Genomic DNA, 22,359 nt, shown 5'->3' with positions numbered 1-22,359 from the left:
GCTACAGACTGCGCGAAACACGGAAACGTTAAGGCAGAAGTTCCTACTCTTAAGGCGGAAGTTGCTACAGACTGCGCGAAACACGGAAACGTTAAGGCAGAAGTTCCTACTCTTAAGGCGGAAGTTGCTACAGACTGCGCGAAACACGGAAACGTTAACCCTGGAGCAATATTTTTTGATGGATGCTAAATGTGAAATTCAAGCGTCAGCTTTTGCCACAGGCTGTAATGATTGAGCCATTGTGTTGGCAATTGCTCTTTTTTAAATCAGGTTATAATTTGCTCGTAGTGAGTAAGTAATCTAACGGCTTAACTAACCCTCCCCGATGGATTGGGGAGGGTTAGGGTGGGGTTCTTCGGGTTTAATAAGCATCATGAGCATTATTGTCTTCGGCAGCATCAATATAGACTTGGTAGCAACAGCACCGCGATTACCAGTCGCAGGAGAAACATTGCTAGGAGAAGACTTTTTTCAAGTTTCGGGAGGTAAAGGAGCTAATCAAGCTGTAGCATTAGCAAGATTGGGAATTCCTACTCAAATGGTGGGGCGTGTAGGTGCAGACGGTTTTGGTGTAGAACTTGTCAACAATTTGCAAGCATCTGGTGTGCAGATTAACAATATTTTCGTGGATAAGACTGTTAGTTCTGGTGTCGCCATCATCGCCGTCAATCATGCGGGTGAAAATCAAATTATTGTAATTCCTGGTGCAAATGGGTGTGTCAATCAAGAAGATGTCGAGAGATTGTCCCATTTATTACCATCAGCTACAGCACTGCTTTTACAATTAGAAATTCCAATTACTGCCGTGGTTGCAGCTGCTAAAGCCGCCAGAAAAACTAAAATAACTGTAATTCTCGACCCAGCACCCGCACAATCTGATTTCCCAGATGAACTTTACCCGTTAGTGGATATTATCACCCCGAATGAAGTTGAAGCAGCGCAGTTAGTCGGTTTTCCTGTGCATGGGGAGGAACAAGCAGCCAAAGCAGCTGAAGTTTTATTACAACGGGGTGTGAAATGTGCGATCGTTAAACTGGGTGCTAAAGGTGTTTTTTGTGCCACTGCTGAGGAAAAGTTTTTTATCCCAGCGTTTCCAGTTCATGCGGTTGACACAGTAGCTGCTGGTGATGCTTTTAATGGCGGTTTAACGGCGGCACTTTTTGAAAAACTTTCTTTACATCAGGCTGTTATTTGGGGTGCAGCCGCCGGTGCTTTGGCGACAACAAAACTAGGCGCACAAACTTCGCTACCGGATAGGTTTACATTTGATGCGTTTCTTAGAGAGTGGGGAGAGACGCGATTCATGCGTGTCAACTTAAGCCTTGGCGAATAGAATTCGCGGCTACACAAACAAAGTCCACCTTCGTGGACTAATGCAAAATCAAGGGTTTTTAACCCACGAAGGTGGGTTTTGCCTGTGTAGACGCGGTTTCTAACCGCCCTTTTAACCTTAAGTTGACACCAATGGACGCGATTAATCGCATCTGTACTAGGGAGTGGGGGAAATGAGGCTTTCAACGATAAATTTCCGGGTTGACACAATCAACTAGACGATCGCCTGTCAGTCCAGCGATTAAGTTAGCGATCGCCATTGTTGCCATTTTTGAGCGTGTCTGGCGGCTGGCACTACCAATATGAGGTGCAATAATGAGATTATCTAAGGTTAACAATAAGCTATCGGTGGGAATCGGTTCTGGTTCGGTGACATCCACAGCAGCACCGGCAATTTCACCACTTGCAAGGGCACGATACAGAGAATCGGGATCTACAATCGTTCCCCGTGCTGTATTAATCAAAATAGCCGATCGCTTCATCAACTCAAATTGGCGATCGCTAATCAGATGATAAGTATCATCCGCAGATGGTGTATGCAGTGTCACAAAGTCCGATTCTTGAAGTAGGTGTTCCAAGGTCGCAAACTCCACACCTAGAGATTGTTCTAATTCTGGCTGGCATCGTTGCCGACTCGTATACAAAATTCGCATTTCAAACCCTTTGGCACGACGAGCGATCGCCTGACCAATGCGCCCAAAACCAACAATCCCTAAAGTAGCACCTGTAACATTCGGCCCCAATAACAAGTCTGGTTCCCAAGTCTGCCACAACCCTGCACGAGTAAACCGATCTGCTTCCACGACTCGCCGCGCAGCTGCCATCAATAATGCCCAAGTAAAGTCTGCGGTAGCATCAGTTAACACACCCGGAGTATGACCCACGGGAATCTGCTGTGCAGTAGCGGCACGAATATCAATGTTATCGTAACCCACCGCCATTTGACTGATAACTTTGAGTTTCCCAGACTCTATCAGTTGCCGATCAATTTGGTCAGTCAGCAAGCAGAGCAATCCATCTATTTCCTTGACTTTTTCTAGTAAAATTTCGTAGGGAGGGGGTTGGCGTTCTGGCCAAACTTCCACATTAGCGAGCGATCGCAGTTGCTCCAATTCGATGGGTAGGCGACGAGTGATAAAGACTTTAGCTTGAGGCATATTGCATTGGTGTCAACTTAAGGTGAAAACCAGCCTAGAAACAGCTTTTAGCAGATTATCTCGTTGGGAATGCCCCTCATTGAGGCTCCGCCTCCGTAACTTGCGGCAGCGCTTTAGCTCCCCTCCCCGCAAGCGGGGAGGGGTTGGGGGTGGGGTTCTTTTATTATGGGTAATCAAGCGGACATGATATGAATTCTGAATTCTGACTCCTGAATTCTGACTTCTGACTCCTGACTTCTGTTTCGATAAAAAGCCCTCAAGTGCAGACGAGGGCTTGGCACTTTTTTGCTAGATATCGGCTCAATCCCTTCTACCCACGAGCAAGCGTAATCTGAGTAGCGTCAAAGTCTTGTAGCCGAGTCATGTTTCCACTATTCTTATCTACGCTATACACAGTATTAGGTGTTTGATACCTCATGGCTCCAAAGGCGAGGAGTTGACCTGTTGCAGAGCAAAGCAAGCTTTGTAAGCCATTATTCCATGCTTGACCATTAAGTTGCAATTGTGCCAGTTTGATCGGGTTTTTTTGATTTGAATCTAGCTGCACCAGAGTTGTACTACCATCGAATCCAACTAAAGAGGTATAAAGTATTCCATCTGGGCACTGAGCTAGATTACTGACTCGATCATTGCTTGGGAATTGAATCTTACTAATGGAACTGATCTCTCCTGTTTGAACGTTAATATCTACCAATCTGATCGGCGGTGTACCGTTCTTCTTACCTACTAAACCGATGAGTCGCCCATCATTAGTGCCTAGCAAGCTCCCAAGTTCTTGATCCTGGTTAAGTCCTGAGATGATCAAAGTTTTTACAGGTGTACTCAAAAATGTAATGCGAGTAGGTGCCGCCTGTATGTTAGTAGTGCTAATAGGAGTAACAGCTACGACAAGCGTGCCATCACTTAAAGAAGTGAAACCACTCAATATCTCATTAGACTGTACTAAAGGTGTAACGCGATCGGCAGGTTGAGCATCGCCTAAAGAGGTCAAGTTATTCAATATCTGATTAGGGTCTACTAAAGCTCTAATGCGATCGGCAAATGTGCCATCGCTTAAAGAACTGAAAATACTCAATGCCTCATTAGACTCCCCTAAATCTGTACCGCGCTTGGCAAGTATCTGAGAGGCTAGTGGAGTTAGAAGTTGATTCTTTCCTGAAACTAAGGATTGCAAAACAAGTCCTAGTCCTACAGGCTTAATATTTGTGAATACATTGTTTGAGCCATTGCTGTCTAATTCAGTGGTGTTTACCTCTGGAATAGCCCTTTGGTCAGTGGTGATGATATTGCCAGAACCTATACCGATAATTTTTAAACTTGGTGTTTGCGCCAAGACTTTGTTGCTTAGATAACTAATTCCAGATACTACAGTTCCAGCAAGTGCCAACTGGCCAAATTTTCGACGTGATAGCTTGTAACTCATATTTCCACTCCTAGAATTTAGGTAAAGTGCAGTGTATTGAACATAAACGCGTCAGGGACTGACAAATAAAAAAATACTCAACTTACTGATTGTGGGGTGGGCATCTCGAATCTCTTAGCCAAAGGCGGGCAAGACTTAGGCGTGAGCGCTCAGTCGAACGCTGCCCACCCCGCAAGATTGGATAATTTATTTGTTAGAAATCTCTAACGCTTACGATAATTGCGTCCAGGTTGCTACTGAGGGTGTCCCATTGTTGTCACTAATAAAAAGCATGTACCAGCCTGGTGGTGCGATGTTTCGATTGTCTGTTAGCGTGACATTAAGAGAAGTAGAGTTCCTATAACTAATTGGTACATCCACTAACCTTTGTTCTGCATCGCAGGAATGGGTGGTTGCCATTGGTCTAATCAGACTAACCCATTTAATATTCGCAGCCTGGGGTGTTTGAATCGTAAATTGCAGCCCGTAGCTCAATCTTTGAGGAGCCTTCTGAATGATTGGTCGTGACCGCGACATATATGCAGGACTGTAGATTTCTAATCGCAGTTCATTGACTCTCCGAGCGGGATTACCCCCAGCTGTGGCTACCCTACCATCTGGCAGAAGCAAGGCCACCGAGTGATATACGCGGGGGACATTTTGTTTAGCGACTGCTGTCCAGGTATTTGTGACTGGATTGTAGATTTCTGCTGGCAGCATTGATTGTGTTATGTCCTCATTCATTTTGCTACCATTGCAAACAAACACTGTGCGATCGGGCAACAAAACGGCGCTCAGATGCATCCGAGCATATTTTAGAAACCTTGATCCTACGTAAGTTGGGTTAGTAGCTTTTAGATTTACAATATTCACCCTGTTTGTTGCCGTAGTATTATTACCCCCACCCATAATCATCACCCTTTGGTCTTGTGCAGGTGGTAAAAGCACACTGGCAGCTTGATTACCGAAATCTGGGGCTTGCAGCCCTGGCACCACTTTTTCTGCAATAGATTGTGTAAATGTCCCTGGCAGGGTTAGTATCCTTGGTGTCACTCCACCGCCGCCCATGTAAGCACCTGAATAAAAGACGTTTCCACTACTTAGTAGAAATATTTGTGCGTATTGCGGTAAGGCACTAGTTGTTGGAAAAGCGTTCCAACCATTTGCAAATGTAGAAGAATAAATTTCTGGTTGTCTGTTGAGGTTGCCATCTTTATCCAATCCAGACACTGCAAAGATCCGACCACTGCCTAGTGTTAACAAAGTCGCATACCAGCGGCCATTATTCATTGATGGCTTCTTGACCCATTTCTCGGTAATGGGATCAAACATCAGAGCAGAGAATGAACCATAAAATGGATCGTAGCGCAGAGTTCCACCCGCAACCATTAACAGACCATCAGCGGTGAACGAGTGACCGGCGCAAAAAAGGTCAATAGGTTGATTATTACTATCCAATGGAGGCGCTTGGCGCGAAAAGGTTCCCTTGTTTACATCCCAAAGCACACTGTCATAGGGAGTATTTAAGTGATTGGGATCATTACCTGAGCCACAGAAAAATAATATCTTACCAGTACGAAGTAGGGCGGCATGTATAGGTAGGATTGGAAGACTGTAGGACAATACTTGCCATTTGTCTGTGGTAGTAGCCTGAGCTATCAAAGTTCCTAAATCCGTTTCCTCTCGAAAGTTAGTCTTGTTATTTGGTTGAGTCATTTTATTTACAATTATTCCTACGTAAATTTTATTTAATTTATTCCTAAATTTATATCTATACTTTTTTAGGTTTACTTAGTGTTAAGATGTGATGTTTTTTATAACAAGCTAATGTAAAATCAGTTTTGTCAAGAGTAATTACGCTGTTAACCATCCATGCTCCTGAGTATCTAATTACGCCTAGTATTGGGTTTTTGGGTTAAGGATAAACGATGCTTTTAAATATGATGGGTAGACGCAAAGAGAAGCTTGAGGGTCAGCTTCTTTTGCTCATAACTTTGAAAGCAGCTTGCATTGGGAATCGCTGGCTGAAAATTTGTGTTTCTGACCTCGATTTTTGACTAGGCTTGAAACACTATTACTTATTGACAAATATCTTAACTTGTTAACAATGGTGTGATGTGACAAAGGGTACATAGATACCAAGATGCAACTTGAATGACGATTAGCTTAAATCTGAGAGATTTTTCGCAATGAATAATGATATAAAATACAGGCAAAGCGTAGTAAAGTAAAGTAGTAAAACTCAGAGTGGGTTGTAAGCAGGGAAACCTACTGAGTAGAAACAGTGGTAATGTCAATCCCTCCCAAAGCAAGATTGTCGCCATGAGCAACTCAACTCCAATGGATGACCAGAAAAATCTCCCAAAGAAAAAGGGCAGGACACTCCCTCCCAAGCTGATCATCTGGCTGGGAAAGTATATCTGGACGACTATGTGGCAGATAATGATGTCAAAGCTTGCTCCTAGCAATCAGTCGGGAGCGTATATTCGTCCTAATAGCCAGTTTCGGAAGTTCATTGGTACAGAGTCAGGGAATCCTTACCCACCAGCAACAGGGCGCTACAAACTCTATGTTGGGCTGGGCTGTCCTTGGGCGCACCGAACCCTGGTTGTGCGATCGCTCAAAAAACTCGAAGCGGTAATATCAGTATGTATCGTCTCTCCTTCTCCCATTGAAGGCGGTTGGATATTCAACCAGGAAGAACAGGGTTGCAGCACACTAGCTGAATTTTATCAGCTGGCAGAACCTGGTTACAGTGGACGCTCTACAGTGCCAGTATTATGGGATAACCAAACAAAAACTATCGTTAATAATGAGAGTGCAGAGATTATTGTGATGCTGAACTCTCAGTTTAACGAGTTCGCCAACAATCCGACGCTAAATCTTTACCCGGAAGAACTCAAAGAGAAAATTGACTGGTGGAATGAGAAGATTTATCACGCCGTAAATAATGGTGTATATCGCTGCGGCTTTGCTCAAACCCAAGAAGCATACAATCAAGCCTGTAATGAACTGTTCGCAACTCTCGATGAGATTGAGATTGCATTGCAGAATAGTCGATATCTGTGTGGGGACAATCTCACACTCGCAGATGTCCGTTTATTCACAACGTTATTTCGGTTTGATAGTGCCTACTACGGTTTGTTTAAGTGTAATCGGCGGCGAATTCAAGACTATCAGAATCTGGGAGGTTATCTACGTGATCTATATCAGCTTCCAGGTGTTGCTGACACCTGCGATGTAGAAAGTGTGAAGCGGGATTACTACGGGAACCTATTCCCACTCAATCCGGGCGGGATTATTCCCGATGGCCCTGATATGTCTGATCTTAATCAACCACATGGGCGCGATCGCATCGGCAAAGTGCATACTTCATAAGGTACATTAAAATAATTCGTAATTCGTAATTCGTAATTAAGTTTTGTGACGGGGATTTGAATTAGGCTTCAATTCGTGCTGCCTGTCTTGCTGGGGAATTAAACTGAACATACTTTGTTGAAAACTGATACCTCGATGGCTGTATTCGGGAGTTGGTGTAATCGTGAACCAGATTAATCGAGTTGCAATTGTTGGTGGAACTCATGGCAATGAGTTTACAGGGGCTTACCTGATTCAAAAATTTGCCCAGTTTCCCGATTTAATTACTAGACCAAGTTTTGAGACAGTCACTCTGTTAGCAAATCCTAACGCTTTTACGGCGGCGAGGCGATATGTAGAGAAGGATTTAAATCGCTGTTTTCTCAAGCAAGATTTACAAGATCCGACTCTGAACAGTTACGAAGAATTGCAAGCTAAATCAATCCAGAACACCCTGGCATCAAATGCGGATAAACAAGCAGATTTCATCTTAGATTTGCACAGCAGTACAGCTAATATGGGTCTGACAATTATTTTAGTAAACAGTCATCCCTTAAACTTCAAATTGGCTGCTTATCTGAGCCATATAAGTCCTTTGGTGAGGATTTATCGCTGCTCTTTTAAATCAATTGAAGAAAACCCATTTGTAAATTCCCTGTGCGAATTAGGCTTTGCGATCGAGGTTGGGCCTATTGCCCAAGGTATTTTAAAAGCGACACTGTTCCAAGAAACAGAGGAACTTGTTGATACGGTTCTAGACTATCTAGAACAATTTAACCAGGGTCAAATTACATCAACTAACGAAACTTTGATTCTCTATGACCATTTATCAGTTGTGGACTATCCAAAAAAACAGGATGGGACAATCTTTGGAATGATTCATCCAGAGCTTCAAGACAAGGATTATCAACCCTTAAACCCAGGAGATCCAATTTTTATCACATTTGATGATAAAACAATTATTTATGAGGGAAAATCTACCGTTTGGCCTATTTTTATTAATGAGGCAGCTTACTATGAAAAGGGAATTGCAATGTGTTTGACTCAGAAGCAGCAAATCAATATCTAGTAAACTGTGGCGTAAGTTTACCTACCTTTAACCAGTTGCTCAAGCCCCTAACATTATAATAATTTACGTTTAAAATTGTCCAAAGACTTAAACTAATAATGCAAACCAAGCCACCAGTAAACAAACCAATAGCCAGTCTTTCTTTAGATTTGGATAATATTTGGTCTTATCTAAAAAATCAGGGCGCTCCGGGTTGGGAGACTTTCCCTTCTTACCTGGATATCGCAGTACCTCGTTTCTTAGATATTCTTCAGCAATGGGATTTGACAATCACAGTATTCATTGTGGGTCAGGATGCAGCGCTGGAAAAGAACACCAAGGCATTACAAGCGATCGCTAACGCTGGTCACGAAATTGGCAATCATTCATTTTACCATGATCCTTGGCTACATCTGTATTCAGAGGATGAGATTGAACAAGAGGTGGCGATCGCTGAAGAACATATCAAGCGCGTCACTCATCAACATCCTATCGGCTTTCGGGGGCCGGGATACAGTTTTTCTCCTGCGGTATTGAAAGTCTTAGCACGACGGGGATACGAATATGATGCTTCGACTTTTCCCACATTTTTGGGGCCGATAGCACGAGCATATTATTTGATGACCTGTAAACTGAGTAAGGAAGAACGCAAGAAACGGGAAGCCCTGTTTGGCGGTTTCAAAGACGGTTTGCAGCCTCTGAAACCTTACCAGTGGCACATGGGTAAGGATAAACTCACTGAGATTCCCGTTACCACCATGCCAATTTTCAAGGTGCCAATTCACTTCAGTTACATCATGTATCTGAGTACATTTTCTTCGGAAGTGGCGTTACTCTACCTGCGAATTGCCCTGTGGCTGTGTAAACTTACACGCGTCCAGCCTTCTTTGCTACTCCATCCTACAGACTTTTTAAGTCAAGAGGATGTGCCAGAACTATCATTCTTTCCTGGTATGAGTGTCCCTACCTACAAAAAGCTGGCAATAGTGAATAAAAGTTTAGAACTTATATCCAGTCAGTTCAATGTTTTGACTGTTGGACAACATGCCAAATTCGTAGCCGGTGCCCGTCAACTGCCTGTATTAGTGCCTCAAAAGAGGTAATATAGCAGTCCTAAATCATTTGTAAAAATAAATTAACCGCAGAGGCGTAGAGAACGCAGAGAGAGGAATCGGAGATTTTCACGACTCATTTAGGATTGCTATATCAGTCCAATTTGTATCCTTAATTACAGGCAAAAGAAACTTTGAACTCTCTTTGAGAAGGAGAAAATAGTGTTGGCAAAAAGATAAATTTATTTTTATAATAGTTCCCTATTCCAATGTCTTTATAAGAATAATCCCTCTTCCAGATGGTTGAGGGATTTTTGGTGAAATATTCCCAATTTGGGAAAAATGTTTTTGGTTTACTTAGTGGTAACGCGCTGTCCGATAAATGTAAACGTAAGTGGCACCCCTTTGGAACCAGTAGCTTCTTGCACAGTTGCATTTAAATCAAAGAAACGAAGCTGGATTGTTCCTTGCAGCGTCTGAGTACTTTGATTGAACTTGATGCTATAATTTTGACCACCAACGCTGAGAGGATTGCTTGCTAGAGGTAGAGAACCTGATAAATTGAAGTTTAATATCGTGGCGCTAATGTCCCCATTTTTATTACACTTCCAAGAACCGTGAGAGGTAGTGAAAGGATTGAACTGATTTTTACCTTGGTAAACACCACCTTGGTTAGAGTCTGTAACCAAGATATTACCGTCAGCGATCAGTGTGATCAGTGAGCGAGATGCGAACTTACCTGTTGAATCAGATATTGTCGTGAGATATGTACCAGTAGCAAACTTTGTGCAAACTGCCTGTTGTGAATTCGTATCATTCACAGATGCAGCATTTACCTTGTGAATGTTCCAGATATCAGAAATGCTTATTGCAGAAAGCACGCCAATTGTCAATCCAATCAAATTTCTACGAATTTTCATGGTACAACTATAGATAATTTACGAAACTCTACTAGAAACATACTTATAAACAAGAAACATTCTTGATAAATTTTGGTTAAGTCTTGGTTAAAAAAGGCTTTACCCGAATGGGAGATTGAGCCGAGATCGGTGAAAAATAGTGCCACTTAAGACAAACCCGTTATTCATTCGCGGGTTCGCATAGAATTCAATTGGAGAATTCTGGCTTCTGACTCCTGAATTCTTTCTTGATCAGATCCTTATTATCTTTTAACTGTTGATGCCAAAAATATTTTTTAACTTACTCAAATCAAAGTTTGAGATTAATTTTAGCTATGAATTTAGTTGGATTCGAGGAAAGATATCACAGTCTACTGCTCCGATCTTTATGCAATAAAACTTTTGTCTGTAAAAATCGGGGCTTTTTCAGGGGAGCCAGTTCTGTTGAAGCCAGCTGACATTTGCTAGCAAGAATGTGTAAAGTAAGTGAGTGCTATTACTATATTCAATATTTGAAACATCTATCTATGGCTAGAAAAAATCAACGTCTTTTGCTGCTAGTTCTTTCCTGTAGTATAACTGGTGTAATTTTAGGAGGTACTGCCGGTTGGGCAGAAAGTAGTCTCTGCTTGGATGACAGTAAGGTTACAAGTGAGTGTCTAACTCAAAATCCAATCCAAAAAACTATCCAAGGGATGAGTACCGGATTGGTAGCTGGGGCTGGGGCTGCTTTCGGTGCAGTATGGCAGTTACGGCATGAAGATTGAGCGTGAACTACCACTAACCCGGAGTTCCGGGTTAGATTAGGTTTCTGTACTAAAATCCTGATTTATGTGGCTTTGGAAGAATACCGATTTATTAATGCACGAGCAAATTTCTGGTGTTGTTCAGCTAGATTTTGAGGAGAGATGAACTGAGCATTGCCCATAAAGCGGTACACCCAGTGACAAAACTCCTCCAGCGATCGCTCAGGAAATTTAACAATATAATCTATGTAAGTAGGTTTGCTATGTGTCTTATTTATAAGTCTGGGTTAATCGCCTGGATTGGTGAACGAAATAATCAGCTTTTTGGTCACTTACGTTGTTTTATTGACAAAATATTACCCCAGATATACATTGCTGAAACTATTACTGTAAAAGGATTACGATTACAGCCTTAACGAACAATTTCCCCGTTTCGGCGATCGCTGAGGTTTTCGGGGTTTGTCATAGTGTGCGTTTTGGTGATCGCAGTATTGAAAGTGGCTCATCAAGTCCAAGCGCGTAACTTTCGGTATCACTGCTCATTTCACCCTTTGCACTATGCTGCCACTATGACCCTATCAAGGTTTGAGGCTTTATTTTCTAATACAAATTCAAATAATATAGCTAAAACTTGGAAACCAAAGTCTCGTAAGCCTTGCAGCGATTGCTTTCTCCAAGACTGATGATGAAAGAGGGCTAAGTAAAATTTACCATTTTTCCCTATTGACGCAACAACGCCTGTCGTCAAGGTTTCTGAGCGATGGTGCAGGCATGGTCAAGCAATTCCTCCCCATCAGCGAAGTCGCCTTGCAGTGCATCCGCCGTATCTGTCAGCAAGATGAAGCCATCGCTTCCATCCTCGAATACCACCCCCAGCACCACGAGAGTCTGGCGTTTCATGTCATGTACCATGGATTGTTGTACATCTTGTGCCAGCAGCACGAATGGATTCACGCCTTGCAAACTTGCGGAATCGACGCGCCTAGCCCGATAGGGATGCCCATCCAGATGGAAAGGCAGATTCGCCCAGTGCGACCCGATGGCGCTTAAGTGGGCACGTAGTTGCGCCCGCACGTCGGGGGCTATGCAATCGATATGGATGTGCAACTGGTTCTGGCTGCGTCCAAAGGCGGAATTGACCGCCATGCCTATCGCATCCCTCGCCAGCATTCGTCCCAAGCGCTGCGATATTAGAGCGCGCGAGTCCCAGGCGAACTTCCAGTAATTTGAGGTATCCCTCGCCAGCAGGCTAGCGCTTTCAATGCCGGAAATCCGGGCAGTTGGTAGAAGCAGATATTGCGTCTTTCCTACCCGGTCTTTCAACAGGACATAGCCCTGTTTCAAATCAACCAAGGTACAAGGCGCGGGATTGCCTTGCTTTTCTTGGTTGGGGACGCAAGCCTCATGGACGATGCGCCACAAGGCATTGCTCTTGCGAGTATGATCGGCAATCAAACCTGTCACCGCACCTACCAGTACTAGCGCGGTAACAGCCCTGCGCCAGAGACGGGACTTGGGCAAACCTCTTGTAGAAAATAGGCGCATTACTTACTTCCTATGTGGCATTGACAGTATACAAATTCTTAAAAGTTTACCAATTAGAGGTGCTACTTAGCAAAATTAGCTTGACAGACTACTACTCTGTAAAGTTTGAATTGAGGGATAGAGTCAGGGAAAATAATCTAAAAGGAATTGTGACTGAAAAAACTTAGCACTGATGCCAAAGAAAAAGTACATCGTCACCTTGACAGCCGAAGAGCGAACAGTATTAGAAGAGTTGACTAACCCTCTTTTGTCACTCACTCTATGCAGAGGAAAAATAGAAATCGGAGTTAGACAGTAAAATAAAAAATGGTGATCGCTTCAATAGGCGATCATACAAACTGACTTTTCCCGTTAAGTCTTGAAAAGCTTGCTCACAAAGGATTTAAGAAACAGCACAGCAAATATGGTACACAGTATCATAATCAAAAGCACCGCCAATAACAAACGTCATTTCTTCCTCTGTCAATTCTTCAATCTGTGGTTGCTGATTTTCAATTTTAATTTTAGCTTTAATAAAAACCCTCTTAATCGCTTATTCCTCAAACTACTGAAAAAATACTAGCAATGCAATAGCTTGATAGGATTCGGGCGATTTATGACATTTCAGCATCTGCGTGTGAAGTGAGTTTAAGCACCTCATGCCAATAAGAAAAAGACTGCAACTATGATAAAGCCTGCTGTTGAGTTTATTGCTCCTTTTATACATTTACAGCCAATGATTTCCATGCTTTCTGACAAGCCAATTGTCTAACTGTGCTAACACTTAGCTGCAACGGACTGAATCGATATCTGGGTTGGGATGCAAAGAAGCAAGCGTGTGGGCGCATTTGCATTCTTGGTGGGTTATAGAGAATAATCACAGATAAAGCAGCTTTGGCATCTTCGTGCGAGAGAATAAATATAAAATATGGCGATCGCAATCGATTTTGGTACTAGCAACACAGTCATTGCTCGTTGGAACCCTGTCACCCAGCAGCCAGAAACCCTGAATCTACCAGGTTTATCAATTAAACAAAGTCTCAATCCGCCACTGATTCCCAGCTTGGTTTATGTTGAAGACGCAACCCAAAATAAAGTCTTAGTCGGGCAACAAGTACGCGATCGCGGTCTTGACCTCAAAGGCGAAACGCGATTTTTCCGCAGCTTCAAGCGGGGTATCGGTGCAGATATCCAAGGTTTCTTACCCGAACTAGATGGGCAAATTGTCACTTTTGAACAAGTCGGGCAATGGTTCCTTACTCAGGTGATTGAACAACTAGCGCCCCTGCAAGGGGGTTTAGATTCTCTAGTTTTAACGGTACCCGTAGACAGTTTTGAAGCCTATCGTCACTGGTTGGGAAAAGTTTGTCAAGCCCTTCCCGTCGAACAGGTGCGAATGCTGGATGAACCGACAGCCGCAGCTTTGGGTTATGGCTTGGCAGATCAAGAAATTCTCTTGGTGATTGACTTTGGTGGTGGCACTTTGGATTTGTCCCTTGTGCGGTTGGATCAAGGTGTGCAAGCAACCACAAAGCCCTTGGGATTTCTCCTCAAGTGGGGTAATAAGTCCTTGGCTGAAGATTCAAAGCAAAAAGTCAAAACTGCCCGTGTCCTGGCGAAAGCTGGGCAAAATTTGGGCGGTACTGATATTGATAATTGGTTAGTAGATTACTTTGCCAAAACTCAAGAGTTGGCGGTAAGTCCCTTGACAACACGATTGGCAGAACGGGTAAAAATTCAGCTATCAACCCAAAACCAAGCTAGTGAAGTTTATTTTGATGATGAGACATTTGAAAGCTATGAACTGGAATTAAACCGCGACACTTTTGAAAATATCCTCAAAGAACACGCATTTTTTGAGTTATTGGATGAGTCGATGACAACACTGTTGCAGCAAGCAAAACGCCAAGGGATAGAACTTCCAGATATTAATGCAGTTTTATTAGTTGGTGGGACAGTGCAATTACCAGCAGTGCAGACATGGATTAAACAGTATTTTGAGCCAGAAAAAATCCGTTGCGAACGTCCTTTTGAAGCGATCGCTCAAGGTGCATTACAGTTAGCTCAAGGGATACAAATCAAAGACTTTCTCTACCATAGTTATGGTATCCGCTACTGGGATCGCCGCAACCAGCGTCACAAATGGCATTCTTTAATTAAAGCTGGACAGGCATACCCAATGAGTCAGCCAGTAGAATTAGTCTTAGGCGCTTCTGTGGAAAATCAGCCTAGTATTGAACTAATTATGGGAGAATTGGGAGCAGATACGGGTAGTACTGAAGTTTATTTTGATGGCGATCGCCTGATTACTCGCCGTCTGGACAATAGTGAAACCAGCGTCAAACCCCTCAACGATCAAGAAGGTGCGAGGACAATTGCCCAACTGACACCAGCCGGATATCCTGGAAGCGATCGCGTCAAAATCCTCTTTCAAGTTGATGAACAACGCTTTTTGCGAATCACCGTTGAGGACTTGTTAACTAATGATACACTTTTGGAAAATCAACTTGTGGCACAGTTGAGCTAGATATAATGCACATCATCAGTCGTAAAAAGCTGCGGGAATTTTGCCAAAAGTATGCTGATTCCTGTGATGCGCTTAACAGCTGGTACAAGGCTGCCAATAAAGCTACATGGAATAATCTTGCCCAAGTGCAAGCAGTTTATCCTCAAGCAGAAGCTGTTGGGAATTTTACTGTTTTTAATATCAAAGGCAACAAATATCGTCTGACAGTTGATTTGGTTTACAGTGACCAAATAATTTATCTTAAATACATTTTGACGCACGCAGAATATGATCAGGATAAGTGGAAAAATGACCCTTACTTTTAACCGTGAAACTTATGCTAGTTTGCTTGCTAAATATCAACCCAAGGTTATTAAAACAGATGAGGAAAACGAGCAAGCTATTGCACTAGCTGAAGAACTGTCTCATCGAGTTAACCGAACTTTAGAAGAGTCGGCATTATTAGATTTGTTGATCGCTCTGATAGAAAAGTATGAGGATGAGCATTATCCAATGGGAGAATCAACGGCACGCTCAATGTTTCTCCATTTTATTGATGCTCAGAGTGTTAAGGAAGCTGAGTTGGTAGCAATTCTCGGTTCAAGAGAGGTTGTTTCTCAAGTTATGAGTGGAAAACAAGAAATTACTCAGGAGATGGCTAAAGACTTAGGCAACTTTTTTCAGGTTGATACTAGTTTGTTTGAGAATTAGGCGATGTCTACGACGGGCTACGCCTACGCTTTTTCTCATTCCAGCCGAGTTATTGCTAACCACCCATTTTTAACCATCCAAAAACTTGATTGACGGTTAGTGCAAGTTCAATTTCTGGTAATACAGTGTTTTTAGTCTAGCAGTATGTATTGAAAGGTGCGTTCACGGAGTGGAACACACCTTTCCATAAATCAAGGTAAGAATTGCCGCAACAATCAATTCATCATCACGATAATTCGTAATGAAACTCTTAATTACGAATTACGAATTATTTCCGTACCACTACTAAAGTTCCCATTGAAGCCCAGTTGTAAAGATTGCGAGCTTGCTTAACAGGTAAATTTACGCAACCGTGGCTGACTGGAGTCCCAAAACGGTTATGCCAGTAAGCACCGTGGATGGCATAGCCTCTGTAGAAATACATTGTGTAAGGAACGTCAGGAATGTTGTAGTCCTTACCTCGCATTCGGTGAGTGCGATATTTGGAATTAATCCGAAATCTACCTATGGGTGTAGGAGTCGATCGCTTACCTGTGGAAATGCGGTATGAATGAATAACTTTATTACCTTCCCATGCACGTAAGCGTTGCTCTGACAGGTCAATTTCAATCCAGCGAGGTTGGGATCTTTGCCTGATATTAGATAGAGTGATGCTGTTTTCATCGACTGACGTGGCTGTTGCTGTAGTCGAGTTGGGTGTACCTGCTAACGGTGATGACCAAGAGAATAAAGTCACCACCATCAGCGCCACGCCTGTACAAAAAGTTCCAGAGGAACGAATTCCACCACTGCGAATCCAGGTTTGCATTGTGCCTCATTTTCTAAACTACGCAAAAATTATGAAGTGAAGTAATTTTCTGGAACTCTACAAATTTCCAGATCGACTACTCGCTTCCTGTGGAGGATTTACGCAATTCATCCGCTAATGCTTCTCAAGATAAGTCCTAAGCTAATCTGCGTCCAATTTGCACATTTGTCATTTGTTATTGACTACAGGAACACAGATTTATTCGTCTAGACAATTCAGGTCATATGGAAAAGCCCACAAAAAACCTAACCCCCTAACCCCCTTCCCGATGCGGGAAGGGGGAAAATTCAAAGTCTCTTTCCTTTTAGGAGAGAGAAATAGAAGTGAGGTTTTCCAGATACCGTGAAAAGTCAGATTTATTTGTAGGGTGTGTTACGGCTTCTGTAACGCACCAAAAATATCGGAATGGTGCGTTAGCCAAGGGCATAACGCACCCTAGAAAACAGAAGTTTTGCATTTTGTTTAATCCACATTCCTAATGACTAATTACAAAGGACAAACTTTACAAAAAATCTGTCATTTAAATGCCTAAATGCAAACCTTCCCCGAATTCATATTTGCATTTGTAATTTCACACAGGAATTGTCAGGATTTACGCTTATTTCTTTAGGCAGTCGTGCAAATGCTCTCTTCTATATTTTATTTCAAGTTCAGTAATTCCGACTCCGAAGATTCCCAGCATAAAATCTTGCTGGGAATCACTTAATTGTCTTGATTTATTGTTATTTATGATTTTACCTAAATTGCCTTCTGGCTACTTCACCTACTATTTCTGGATAACAACTGGTGTCCCTACCGATGCCCACTCGAATAGCCATTTAGCATGTTTAGGTGCTATATTCACACAGCCGTGGCTCACTGGAGTGCCAAATCTCTTATGCCAGTAAGCTCCGTGAATAGCGTAATTACCTTGGTAAAACATTGCATAAGGAACGTTGGGAACATTGTAGTCTTCTCCCTGCATCTGTGTAGTTTTGAACTTGGATTGAATCTTAAAAGCACCAACAAGAGTGGGAGTGGATTTTTTGCCGGAGGAAATAGCACTTCCATAAACCACTCTGTCACCTTGCCAAGCTATTAATCGTTGCTTTGAAAGATTAATTTGAATCCAGCGCTGATCCGATTGTTGTAATGTCTGGATTGTTTGTGCAATCACTTGATCTTTGGAATTCGCCCAAACTTCACTCGTTCCAGTAGTAGTAAAAACACTTAAGGACAGTGCTGTACCACTGAGGAGTATTTGTAAACGACGCACCCAGTCAGGATAAATCAGTATTTTCATTTTAGATACACTCACATTCAAATCATGGGATATTGAGAAACTTATCAGTTTTCACCTTTATTTCCATATCTATTACTTTAATAGACGTGAATTTTTGATGATTTGATTCTAAGTTAAGCTAACTGTTGAATCAGCTTTCTTGCCCCAGATGCGATCGCCTGCCAATTTCCCTCTGTGACAAGCTTTTGAGGAAATAATTCACCGCTCAAACCGACAGCGATCGCTCCCGCTTGCAAAAATTCTTTGGCATTTTCCAGAGTCACGCCGCCAGTAGGAATTAAGGGAATCTGACCTAGCGGACCTTGCAAACTTTTGATATAATCAGCCCCTCCCACTGCTTGCACGGGAAACACTTTTACACAACTAGCGCCCTGACTCCAGGCGGTAACAATTTCTGTAGGAGTCATAGCTCCTGGTATAATAGGAACATTTTTTTCTTGTGCCGCCTGAATCATTGCGGGGTCAACGTGTGGTGTGAAGAGGAATTGCGCCCCAGATGCGATCGCTTCTTCTAGCTGTTGCACATTAAATAGCGTACCAGTGCCAATGATACAAGCTGGTAATTCTGAGCGTAGTTGACTGATTAATTCCCCAGCGCGATCGCTATTCCAGGTAATCTCAATTAACTGCATTCCCCCAGATGCTACAGCCATTGCCATTTGCTGTCCCACTTCTATTTTAGAGGCGCGGATGACTGCGATCGCTCGATGTTTTTGCAATTGTGATAACCAAATTTGATTAGGCATTTTGACTGGAGATTGGGGACTGGGGACTAGAGAATAGTTTTCCTAATACCTAATTTTCAATACTAATACCCAGTACCAATGCCCATCCCCTTAAAACTTGCTTCTTGCATCAAGCTATGAGATATTACATATAAACATCATAAAATCTATCGACTTACCGTATTTTAAGATTAAATACCTCAGTGTTTAGGTCTAAAGGAGTAATTAAAATGACAATTGCGCGACAAAACACAGCAGCATCCTTAGCAATTAGCATTCAAGATTCTGAAAGCGTAAATATAGGCAGCTTGTGGAAGCTTGTGCGACTAGGTGCAGGATTTTGGTGGCACACTAAGGCATATGGAACGATTCTGGGCGTCATGCTGCTGGCCTTGGTAAGCCTAATTCTCTTAAGTATGCATTGGTTTTACCGCAGACTGTTCCCATTTATCAGCCATCGAGTCATTAGCAGTGATGACGGGATAAGCAATTAAATAATTCGTAATTCCTAATTCGTAATAGAGCCTCCGGCACGCTACGCGAACGTAATTAAGTTTTGTAACGGGGATTTAGCGCAAAGTCGAGCCAGTGCGTTGGGCGCCCGTCATACATATTTAGGACTTACGCATAAGAGATCCCCCAACCCCCTTAAAAAGGGGGCTTTTAGATCCCCCCTTTTTTAAGGGGGGTTAGGGGGGATCTCCTAATATTGCCTGATTTTGCTTCCTTTACATTACTTTAGAGGCAGTCTTTGAAAACTCAGCTTAATTCTTCTAGTAGAGGAGAGAGCTAGTTAAAAGGCATATACTGCAATTACCAAGCAATAGTTTGTTTGATAAGCCCCTAGTTAAAGACCTACTAGGAGCTTTTTTTAATTGATTATCTACCTCAATTGGTTCATATATTAAAAAACTTAGTATCGTCAGTATCGATTAAACTATTCCTTATGGATATAATTAATTAATTCTGATGATAGATGGAATCAAAAGATTAAGATTGCTAATATATTTGAAGTGAAGTGAAAAACGTTTACCGAATTAAGAACAATGAATATTCTTGCTTGGATTGTATTAGGTCTAATTGCTGGTGCGATCGCAAAAGCTATCTACCCTGGTCATCAAGGTGGCGGGATTCTGGGAACAATCGTGCTAGGAATCATCGGTGCTTTTGTTGGCGGTAGTTTAGGTGTATTCTTTAGTACGGGAACCTTAGCTCTAGCATCTCCTACTTTCAGCATTCCAGGAATTGGGGTAGCAGTTCTTGGTGCAATTGTCGCAGTCTTCTTGTGGAATTTGTTAACCAACCGCAGTGCTGTGTAGAAATAAAGTTGCGGTGAATCAATGACAAAGATTTAGCAAATTCATCTAACTATTTTTAACTTGGGAATTAAATAAAAAAAATAGCATCAGCCTAATAACAGGCTGGCGCTATTTTTTTTATTATTGATAAATCAAATAATATGATGTTGGATGTTATGAGCAGCTTTAGGGGTACTAGCAGTAGTGGGTATCCAATAGTCGGTAGCAGCTTATCGGCGAGCGGCACTAGTGGCTGATTGTCGCCTCGCAAGAGCAACCCTTATAAAAAACTCCACCCACTCAAGGGAATTGAGTTATTAGTCATTAGTCATTAGTCATTAGTACCAATGACCAATGACTAATGACTAATAACTAAAGCGGCGGGGCGGCTATCCCTCTACAGACACCTGGGGATGGAGTTTCCCGCCGCTTTCTATAAATCAGCAATAAATCTGGGAATAATAAATATCACTAAGGCTGAGACACGCATAGCTAGACGTTTAAGTTTTTGCTTGATTTTAGATCCAACTAAGCGTATGAATGATTGCAAATCTCTCAATGACTCCTCTGACAAAGAATATACACAGCAGCAAAACTTCTCGCTGGCTTTTCTGCTGCGGATGATCAACGGTATATCTGACCCAATTTTTGTCAAAAACTACCAACATCAGTGGATACTACTTAACGATGCCTTCTGTAATTTCATCGGGCATAGCCGAGAAGAATTAATTGGCAAATCTGACTATGATCTCTTTCCCCCAGCAGAAGCTGATGTGTTTTGGGAAAAAGATCAACTGGTTTTAACTACAGGCATAACTGATGAAAATGAGGAATTTTTTACAGATTCCTATGGCTTAACACACTTTATCCTGACCAAAAAATGTTTGTTTGAGGATGAGCTAGGTAATCATTTCTTAGTTGGGACTATTCGTGATCTCACACAGCAAAAGCAGGTAGAAGCTGCCCTGCGCCGTAGTAATGCTGTGCTACAAGCTCAACAAGAAGCTTCAATCGACGGCATTCTGATTATTGATGAAAATCGTCAAATTGCATCATACAACCAACATTTCTCCCATTTATGGCAAATTCCTCCGGCAATAATCCAGAGTGGTTCAGACTGGCAACTGCTAGAATGTGTGCTAGACCTACTAGAAAATCCAGCAGAATTTCTCGCTCAAGTCGAATATCTGTACCAGCATCCAGAGAAAAACAGCCATGATGAAATTGTGCTGAAGGATGGACGGACGTTAGATCGTTATTCTGCGGCAGTGCGCTCCCCCGATGGAGATTGTTACGGCAGAATTTGGTATTTCCGAGATATCACAGAACGCAAACAAGCAGAAGTAGACCTCCGACAGCAAGCACAAGAACTAGAAACAGCATTATACAAACTACAAAGCACCCAAACTCAGTTAATTCAAAGCGAAAAAATGTCCAGTTTGGGTCAACTAGTTGCAGGTGTGGCACACGAAATCAACAACCCACTTAGCTTTATTTACGGCAACCTGAACCCGGCTGATGAATACACCCAAAATTTATTTTCACTGTTAGATATCTACCAAAGACATTATCCCCAATCAGTTAAGGCAATTGATGAGTTTGCAGATTTAATTGAACTAGATTTCTTAAGGTCAGACTTACCCAAATTATTCCAATCGATGATCATGGGAACAGAGCGGATTCGAGAGATTGTGCTTTCCCTGCGGACTTTCTCACGCTTAGATGAAGTGGGAATGAAAGCGGTTGATATTCATCAGGGAATTGACAGTACGATGATGATCATCCAAAGCCGCCTCCAAGCTACTGACCAGCGCCCGAAAATTGAGTTGATCAAAGAATACGACAACCTTCCCTTGATTGAATGTTATGCTGGGCAGTTAAACCAAGTATTTATGAATATTTTAGTGAATGCCATCGATGCTTTAGAAGATTCATTGGTTATAGGTCGGTGGGCAACAAAAAAACAACTAAAAACGGATAATCCCCGAATTTATATTCGCACCCAATTACTAGCGCCAAATCAAGTCACAATTTGCATTGGCGACAATGGACTGGGAATACCAGAAGATGTTTTAAAGCAAATATTTAATCCCTTTTTTACGACCAAGCCCGTTGGACGAGGTACGGGGATGGGGCTGGCTATTAGTCACCAAATTATCACAGAAAGACATGGCGGTTCTTTAGAATGCCTTTCGCAACCAGGAGTTGGTGCTGAGTTTATCATTTGCATTCCCCTCATTCAACAACGTCAAATTTCTAACTCCTGACACGGAAAAATTATGCTGACAGTCACATAGCAGTTGAGTTGTTGCGGCTCTTAAGCTGCGCTTTTCCCTTGCGCTCCAAGTAATTAAAAGATAAGCTAAGTTAGGCAATCATTGCTTAAGCCGACAAAGAGTAACTTCCATTAATCCACTTTGATGTCAGTCAATAGCAAAGCTGCATTGAACTTAGGCAAGTATAAATACGGTAAAATCTACAATTTTCATGAATTTTTCAATAAATTGCGCTG

19 protein-coding genes and 1 pseudogene are annotated in these 22,359 nt (G+C 42.3%); 12 read left to right on the top strand and 8 right to left on the bottom strand.

Going from position 1 to position 22,359, the window contains the following annotated elements; translation table 11 throughout:
- Window positions 1-189: pseudogene (locus V7L05_RS34330) on the top strand (hypothetical protein); the annotation flags it as partial.
- Window positions 190-373: 184 nt separating this feature from the next.
- Window positions 374-1,333: a ribokinase gene (rbsK, locus tag V7L05_RS34325; RefSeq protein ID WP_335170732.1), complete on the top strand. Its 960-nt coding sequence runs from the start codon at window positions 374-376 to the stop codon at window positions 1,331-1,333.
- 181 nt (window positions 1,334-1,514) lie between these two features.
- On the opposite strand, the gene V7L05_RS34320 is transcribed toward rbsK, so the two are convergent.
- The 3 genes from V7L05_RS34320 to V7L05_RS34310 all read right to left on the bottom strand — a co-directional run bounded on the left by V7L05_RS34320 (window position 1,515) and on the right by V7L05_RS34310 (window position 5,607).
- Window positions 1,515-2,489, bottom strand: a complete 975-nt coding sequence (locus V7L05_RS34320; RefSeq protein WP_335170731.1) for a 2-hydroxyacid dehydrogenase — start codon at window positions 2,487-2,489, stop codon at window positions 1,515-1,517.
- A 310-nt stretch (window positions 2,490-2,799) separates the two neighbouring features.
- Window positions 2,800-3,912: a hypothetical protein gene (locus V7L05_RS34315; RefSeq protein ID WP_335170730.1), complete on the bottom strand. Its 1,113-nt coding sequence runs from the start codon at window positions 3,910-3,912 to the stop codon at window positions 2,800-2,802.
- A 210-nt stretch (window positions 3,913-4,122) separates the two neighbouring features.
- Window positions 4,123-5,607, bottom strand: a complete 1,485-nt coding sequence (locus V7L05_RS34310) for a galactose oxidase-like domain-containing protein (protein ID WP_335170729.1) — start codon at window positions 5,605-5,607, stop codon at window positions 4,123-4,125.
- A gap of 606 nt (window positions 5,608-6,213) precedes the next feature.
- On the opposite strand from V7L05_RS34310, the gene V7L05_RS34305 reads away from it, so the two are divergent.
- The 3 genes from V7L05_RS34305 to V7L05_RS34295 all read left to right on the top strand — a co-directional run bounded on the left by V7L05_RS34305 (window position 6,214) and on the right by V7L05_RS34295 (window position 9,399).
- Window positions 6,214-7,269 (top strand): glutathione S-transferase family protein, encoded by a 1,056-nt coding sequence (locus V7L05_RS34305; protein WP_335170727.1) that lies wholly within the window; start codon window positions 6,214-6,216, stop codon window positions 7,267-7,269.
- 163 nt (window positions 7,270-7,432) lie between these two features.
- Window positions 7,433-8,317, top strand: coding sequence for an aspartoacylase (locus tag V7L05_RS34300; protein ID WP_335170726.1), 885 nt, complete (start codon window positions 7,433-7,435; stop codon window positions 8,315-8,317).
- 98 nt (window positions 8,318-8,415) lie between these two features.
- On the top strand, window positions 8,416-9,399 hold the full coding sequence (locus V7L05_RS34295) for a polysaccharide deacetylase family protein (RefSeq protein ID WP_335170725.1): 984 nt from the start codon (window positions 8,416-8,418) through the stop codon (window positions 9,397-9,399).
- A 302-nt stretch (window positions 9,400-9,701) separates the two neighbouring features.
- Here V7L05_RS34295 and V7L05_RS34290 read toward each other — a convergent pair whose 3' ends face one another.
- Window positions 9,702-10,268 carry a hypothetical protein gene (locus tag V7L05_RS34290; RefSeq protein ID WP_335170724.1) on the bottom strand — a complete coding sequence of 189 codons (567 nt, stop codon included), beginning with the start codon at window positions 10,266-10,268 and terminating at the stop codon, window positions 9,702-9,704.
- A gap of 506 nt (window positions 10,269-10,774) precedes the next feature.
- On the opposite strand from V7L05_RS34290, the gene V7L05_RS34285 reads away from it, so the two are divergent.
- Window positions 10,775-11,014, top strand: coding sequence for a hypothetical protein (locus tag V7L05_RS34285; RefSeq protein WP_335170723.1), 240 nt, complete (start codon window positions 10,775-10,777; stop codon window positions 11,012-11,014).
- Between the two features lie 723 nt (window positions 11,015-11,737).
- Here the strand turns inward: V7L05_RS34285 and V7L05_RS34280 are convergent.
- Window positions 11,738-12,538 carry a CDP-diacylglycerol diphosphatase gene (locus tag V7L05_RS34280; RefSeq protein ID WP_335170722.1) on the bottom strand — a complete coding sequence of 267 codons (801 nt, stop codon included), beginning with the start codon at window positions 12,536-12,538 and terminating at the stop codon, window positions 11,738-11,740.
- A gap of 907 nt (window positions 12,539-13,445) precedes the next feature.
- On the opposite strand from V7L05_RS34280, the gene V7L05_RS34275 reads away from it, so the two are divergent.
- From V7L05_RS34275 to V7L05_RS34265, 3 genes are read left to right on the top strand one after another with little or no spacing between them, the layout of a single operon-like run.
- Window positions 13,446-15,044 carry an Hsp70 family protein gene (locus V7L05_RS34275; RefSeq protein WP_335170721.1) on the top strand — a complete coding sequence of 533 codons (1,599 nt, stop codon included), beginning with the start codon at window positions 13,446-13,448 and terminating at the stop codon, window positions 15,042-15,044.
- Between the two features lie 5 nt (window positions 15,045-15,049).
- Window positions 15,050-15,349 (top strand): type II toxin-antitoxin system HigB family toxin, encoded by a 300-nt coding sequence (locus V7L05_RS34270; RefSeq protein WP_335170720.1) that lies wholly within the window; start codon window positions 15,050-15,052, stop codon window positions 15,347-15,349.
- Window positions 15,333-15,734, top strand: coding sequence for a helix-turn-helix domain-containing protein (locus V7L05_RS34265; RefSeq protein ID WP_335170719.1), 402 nt, complete (start codon window positions 15,333-15,335; stop codon window positions 15,732-15,734). Before V7L05_RS34270 ends, V7L05_RS34265 begins: the two co-directional genes overlap by 17 nt.
- 268 nt (window positions 15,735-16,002) lie before the next feature.
- On the opposite strand, the gene V7L05_RS34260 is transcribed toward V7L05_RS34265, so the two are convergent.
- The 3 genes from V7L05_RS34260 to V7L05_RS34250 all read right to left on the bottom strand — a co-directional run bounded on the left by V7L05_RS34260 (window position 16,003) and on the right by V7L05_RS34250 (window position 18,570).
- Entirely contained in the window at window positions 16,003-16,542 is a 540-nt protein-coding gene (locus V7L05_RS34260; RefSeq protein ID WP_335170718.1) for a L,D-transpeptidase, read from the bottom strand.
- Window positions 16,543-17,308: 766 nt separating this feature from the next.
- Window positions 17,309-17,824 carry a L,D-transpeptidase gene (locus V7L05_RS34255; RefSeq protein ID WP_335170717.1) on the bottom strand — a complete coding sequence of 172 codons (516 nt, stop codon included), beginning with the start codon at window positions 17,822-17,824 and terminating at the stop codon, window positions 17,309-17,311.
- A 113-nt stretch (window positions 17,825-17,937) separates the two neighbouring features.
- Window positions 17,938-18,570: a bifunctional 4-hydroxy-2-oxoglutarate aldolase/2-dehydro-3-deoxy-phosphogluconate aldolase gene (locus V7L05_RS34250; protein ID WP_335170716.1), complete on the bottom strand. Its 633-nt coding sequence runs from the start codon at window positions 18,568-18,570 to the stop codon at window positions 17,938-17,940.
- A gap of 209 nt (window positions 18,571-18,779) precedes the next feature.
- On the opposite strand from V7L05_RS34250, the gene V7L05_RS34245 reads away from it, so the two are divergent.
- From V7L05_RS34245 to V7L05_RS34235, 3 genes are all read left to right on the top strand, one after another.
- A complete protein-coding gene (locus tag V7L05_RS34245) occupies window positions 18,780-19,043 on the top strand; it encodes a hypothetical protein (RefSeq protein WP_335170715.1) in 264 nt (87 codons plus the stop codon).
- Between the two features lie 552 nt (window positions 19,044-19,595).
- The gene (locus V7L05_RS34240; protein ID WP_334829023.1) at window positions 19,596-19,868 is read left to right on the top strand and encodes a GlsB/YeaQ/YmgE family stress response membrane protein; all 273 of its coding nucleotides are present in this window, start codon (window positions 19,596-19,598) and stop codon (window positions 19,866-19,868) included.
- A 515-nt stretch (window positions 19,869-20,383) separates the two neighbouring features.
- A complete protein-coding gene (locus V7L05_RS34235) occupies window positions 20,384-22,114 on the top strand; it encodes a PAS domain-containing sensor histidine kinase (protein WP_335170714.1) in 1,731 nt (576 codons plus the stop codon).
- The last annotated feature ends 245 nt before the right edge of the window (window positions 22,115-22,359 follow it).

The sequence above is a fragment of the Nostoc sp. genome (genome assembly GCF_036917755.1).
GTDB lineage: Bacteria > Cyanobacteriota > Cyanobacteriia > Cyanobacteriales > Nostocaceae > Nostoc.
The sequence above is the reverse complement of the archived record's forward strand: the minus strand, read 5'-3'. Positions and strand labels throughout refer to the sequence as shown.

Coding starts and splice junctions, on each gene's coding strand:
- V7L05_RS34280 (WP_335170722.1), bottom strand. CDS start 12,538: ATGCGCCTATTTTCTACAAGAGGTTTGCCCAAGTCCCGTCTCTGGCGC.
- V7L05_RS34255 (WP_335170717.1), bottom strand. CDS start 17,824: ATGAAAATACTGATTTATCCTGACTGGGTGCGTCGTTTACAAATACTC.
- V7L05_RS34290 (WP_335170724.1), bottom strand. CDS start 10,268: ATGAAAATTCGTAGAAATTTGATTGGATTGACAATTGGCGTGCTTTCT.
- V7L05_RS34320 (WP_335170731.1), bottom strand. CDS start 2,489: ATGCCTCAAGCTAAAGTCTTTATCACTCGTCGCCTACCCATCGAATTG.
- V7L05_RS34235 (WP_335170714.1), top strand. CDS start 20,384: ATGAATGATTGCAAATCTCTCAATGACTCCTCTGACAAAGAATATACA.
- V7L05_RS34295 (WP_335170725.1), top strand. CDS start 8,416: ATGCAAACCAAGCCACCAGTAAACAAACCAATAGCCAGTCTTTCTTTA.
- V7L05_RS34275 (WP_335170721.1), top strand. CDS start 13,446: ATGGCGATCGCAATCGATTTTGGTACTAGCAACACAGTCATTGCTCGT.
- V7L05_RS34305 (WP_335170727.1), top strand. CDS start 6,214: ATGAGCAACTCAACTCCAATGGATGACCAGAAAAATCTCCCAAAGAAA.
- V7L05_RS34240 (WP_334829023.1), top strand. CDS start 19,596: ATGAATATTCTTGCTTGGATTGTATTAGGTCTAATTGCTGGTGCGATC.
- V7L05_RS34285 (WP_335170723.1), top strand. CDS start 10,775: ATGGCTAGAAAAAATCAACGTCTTTTGCTGCTAGTTCTTTCCTGTAGT.
- V7L05_RS34310 (WP_335170729.1), bottom strand. CDS start 5,607: ATGACTCAACCAAATAACAAGACTAACTTTCGAGAGGAAACGGATTTA.
- rbsK (WP_335170732.1), top strand. CDS start 374: ATGAGCATTATTGTCTTCGGCAGCATCAATATAGACTTGGTAGCAACA.
- V7L05_RS34265 (WP_335170719.1), top strand. CDS start 15,333: ATGACCCTTACTTTTAACCGTGAAACTTATGCTAGTTTGCTTGCTAAA.
- V7L05_RS34260 (WP_335170718.1), bottom strand. CDS start 16,542: ATGCAAACCTGGATTCGCAGTGGTGGAATTCGTTCCTCTGGAACTTTT.
- V7L05_RS34245 (WP_335170715.1), top strand. CDS start 18,780: ATGACAATTGCGCGACAAAACACAGCAGCATCCTTAGCAATTAGCATT.
- V7L05_RS34250 (WP_335170716.1), bottom strand. CDS start 18,570: ATGCCTAATCAAATTTGGTTATCACAATTGCAAAAACATCGAGCGATC.
- V7L05_RS34270 (WP_335170720.1), top strand. CDS start 15,050: ATGCACATCATCAGTCGTAAAAAGCTGCGGGAATTTTGCCAAAAGTAT.
- V7L05_RS34315 (WP_335170730.1), bottom strand. CDS start 3,912: ATGAGTTACAAGCTATCACGTCGAAAATTTGGCCAGTTGGCACTTGCT.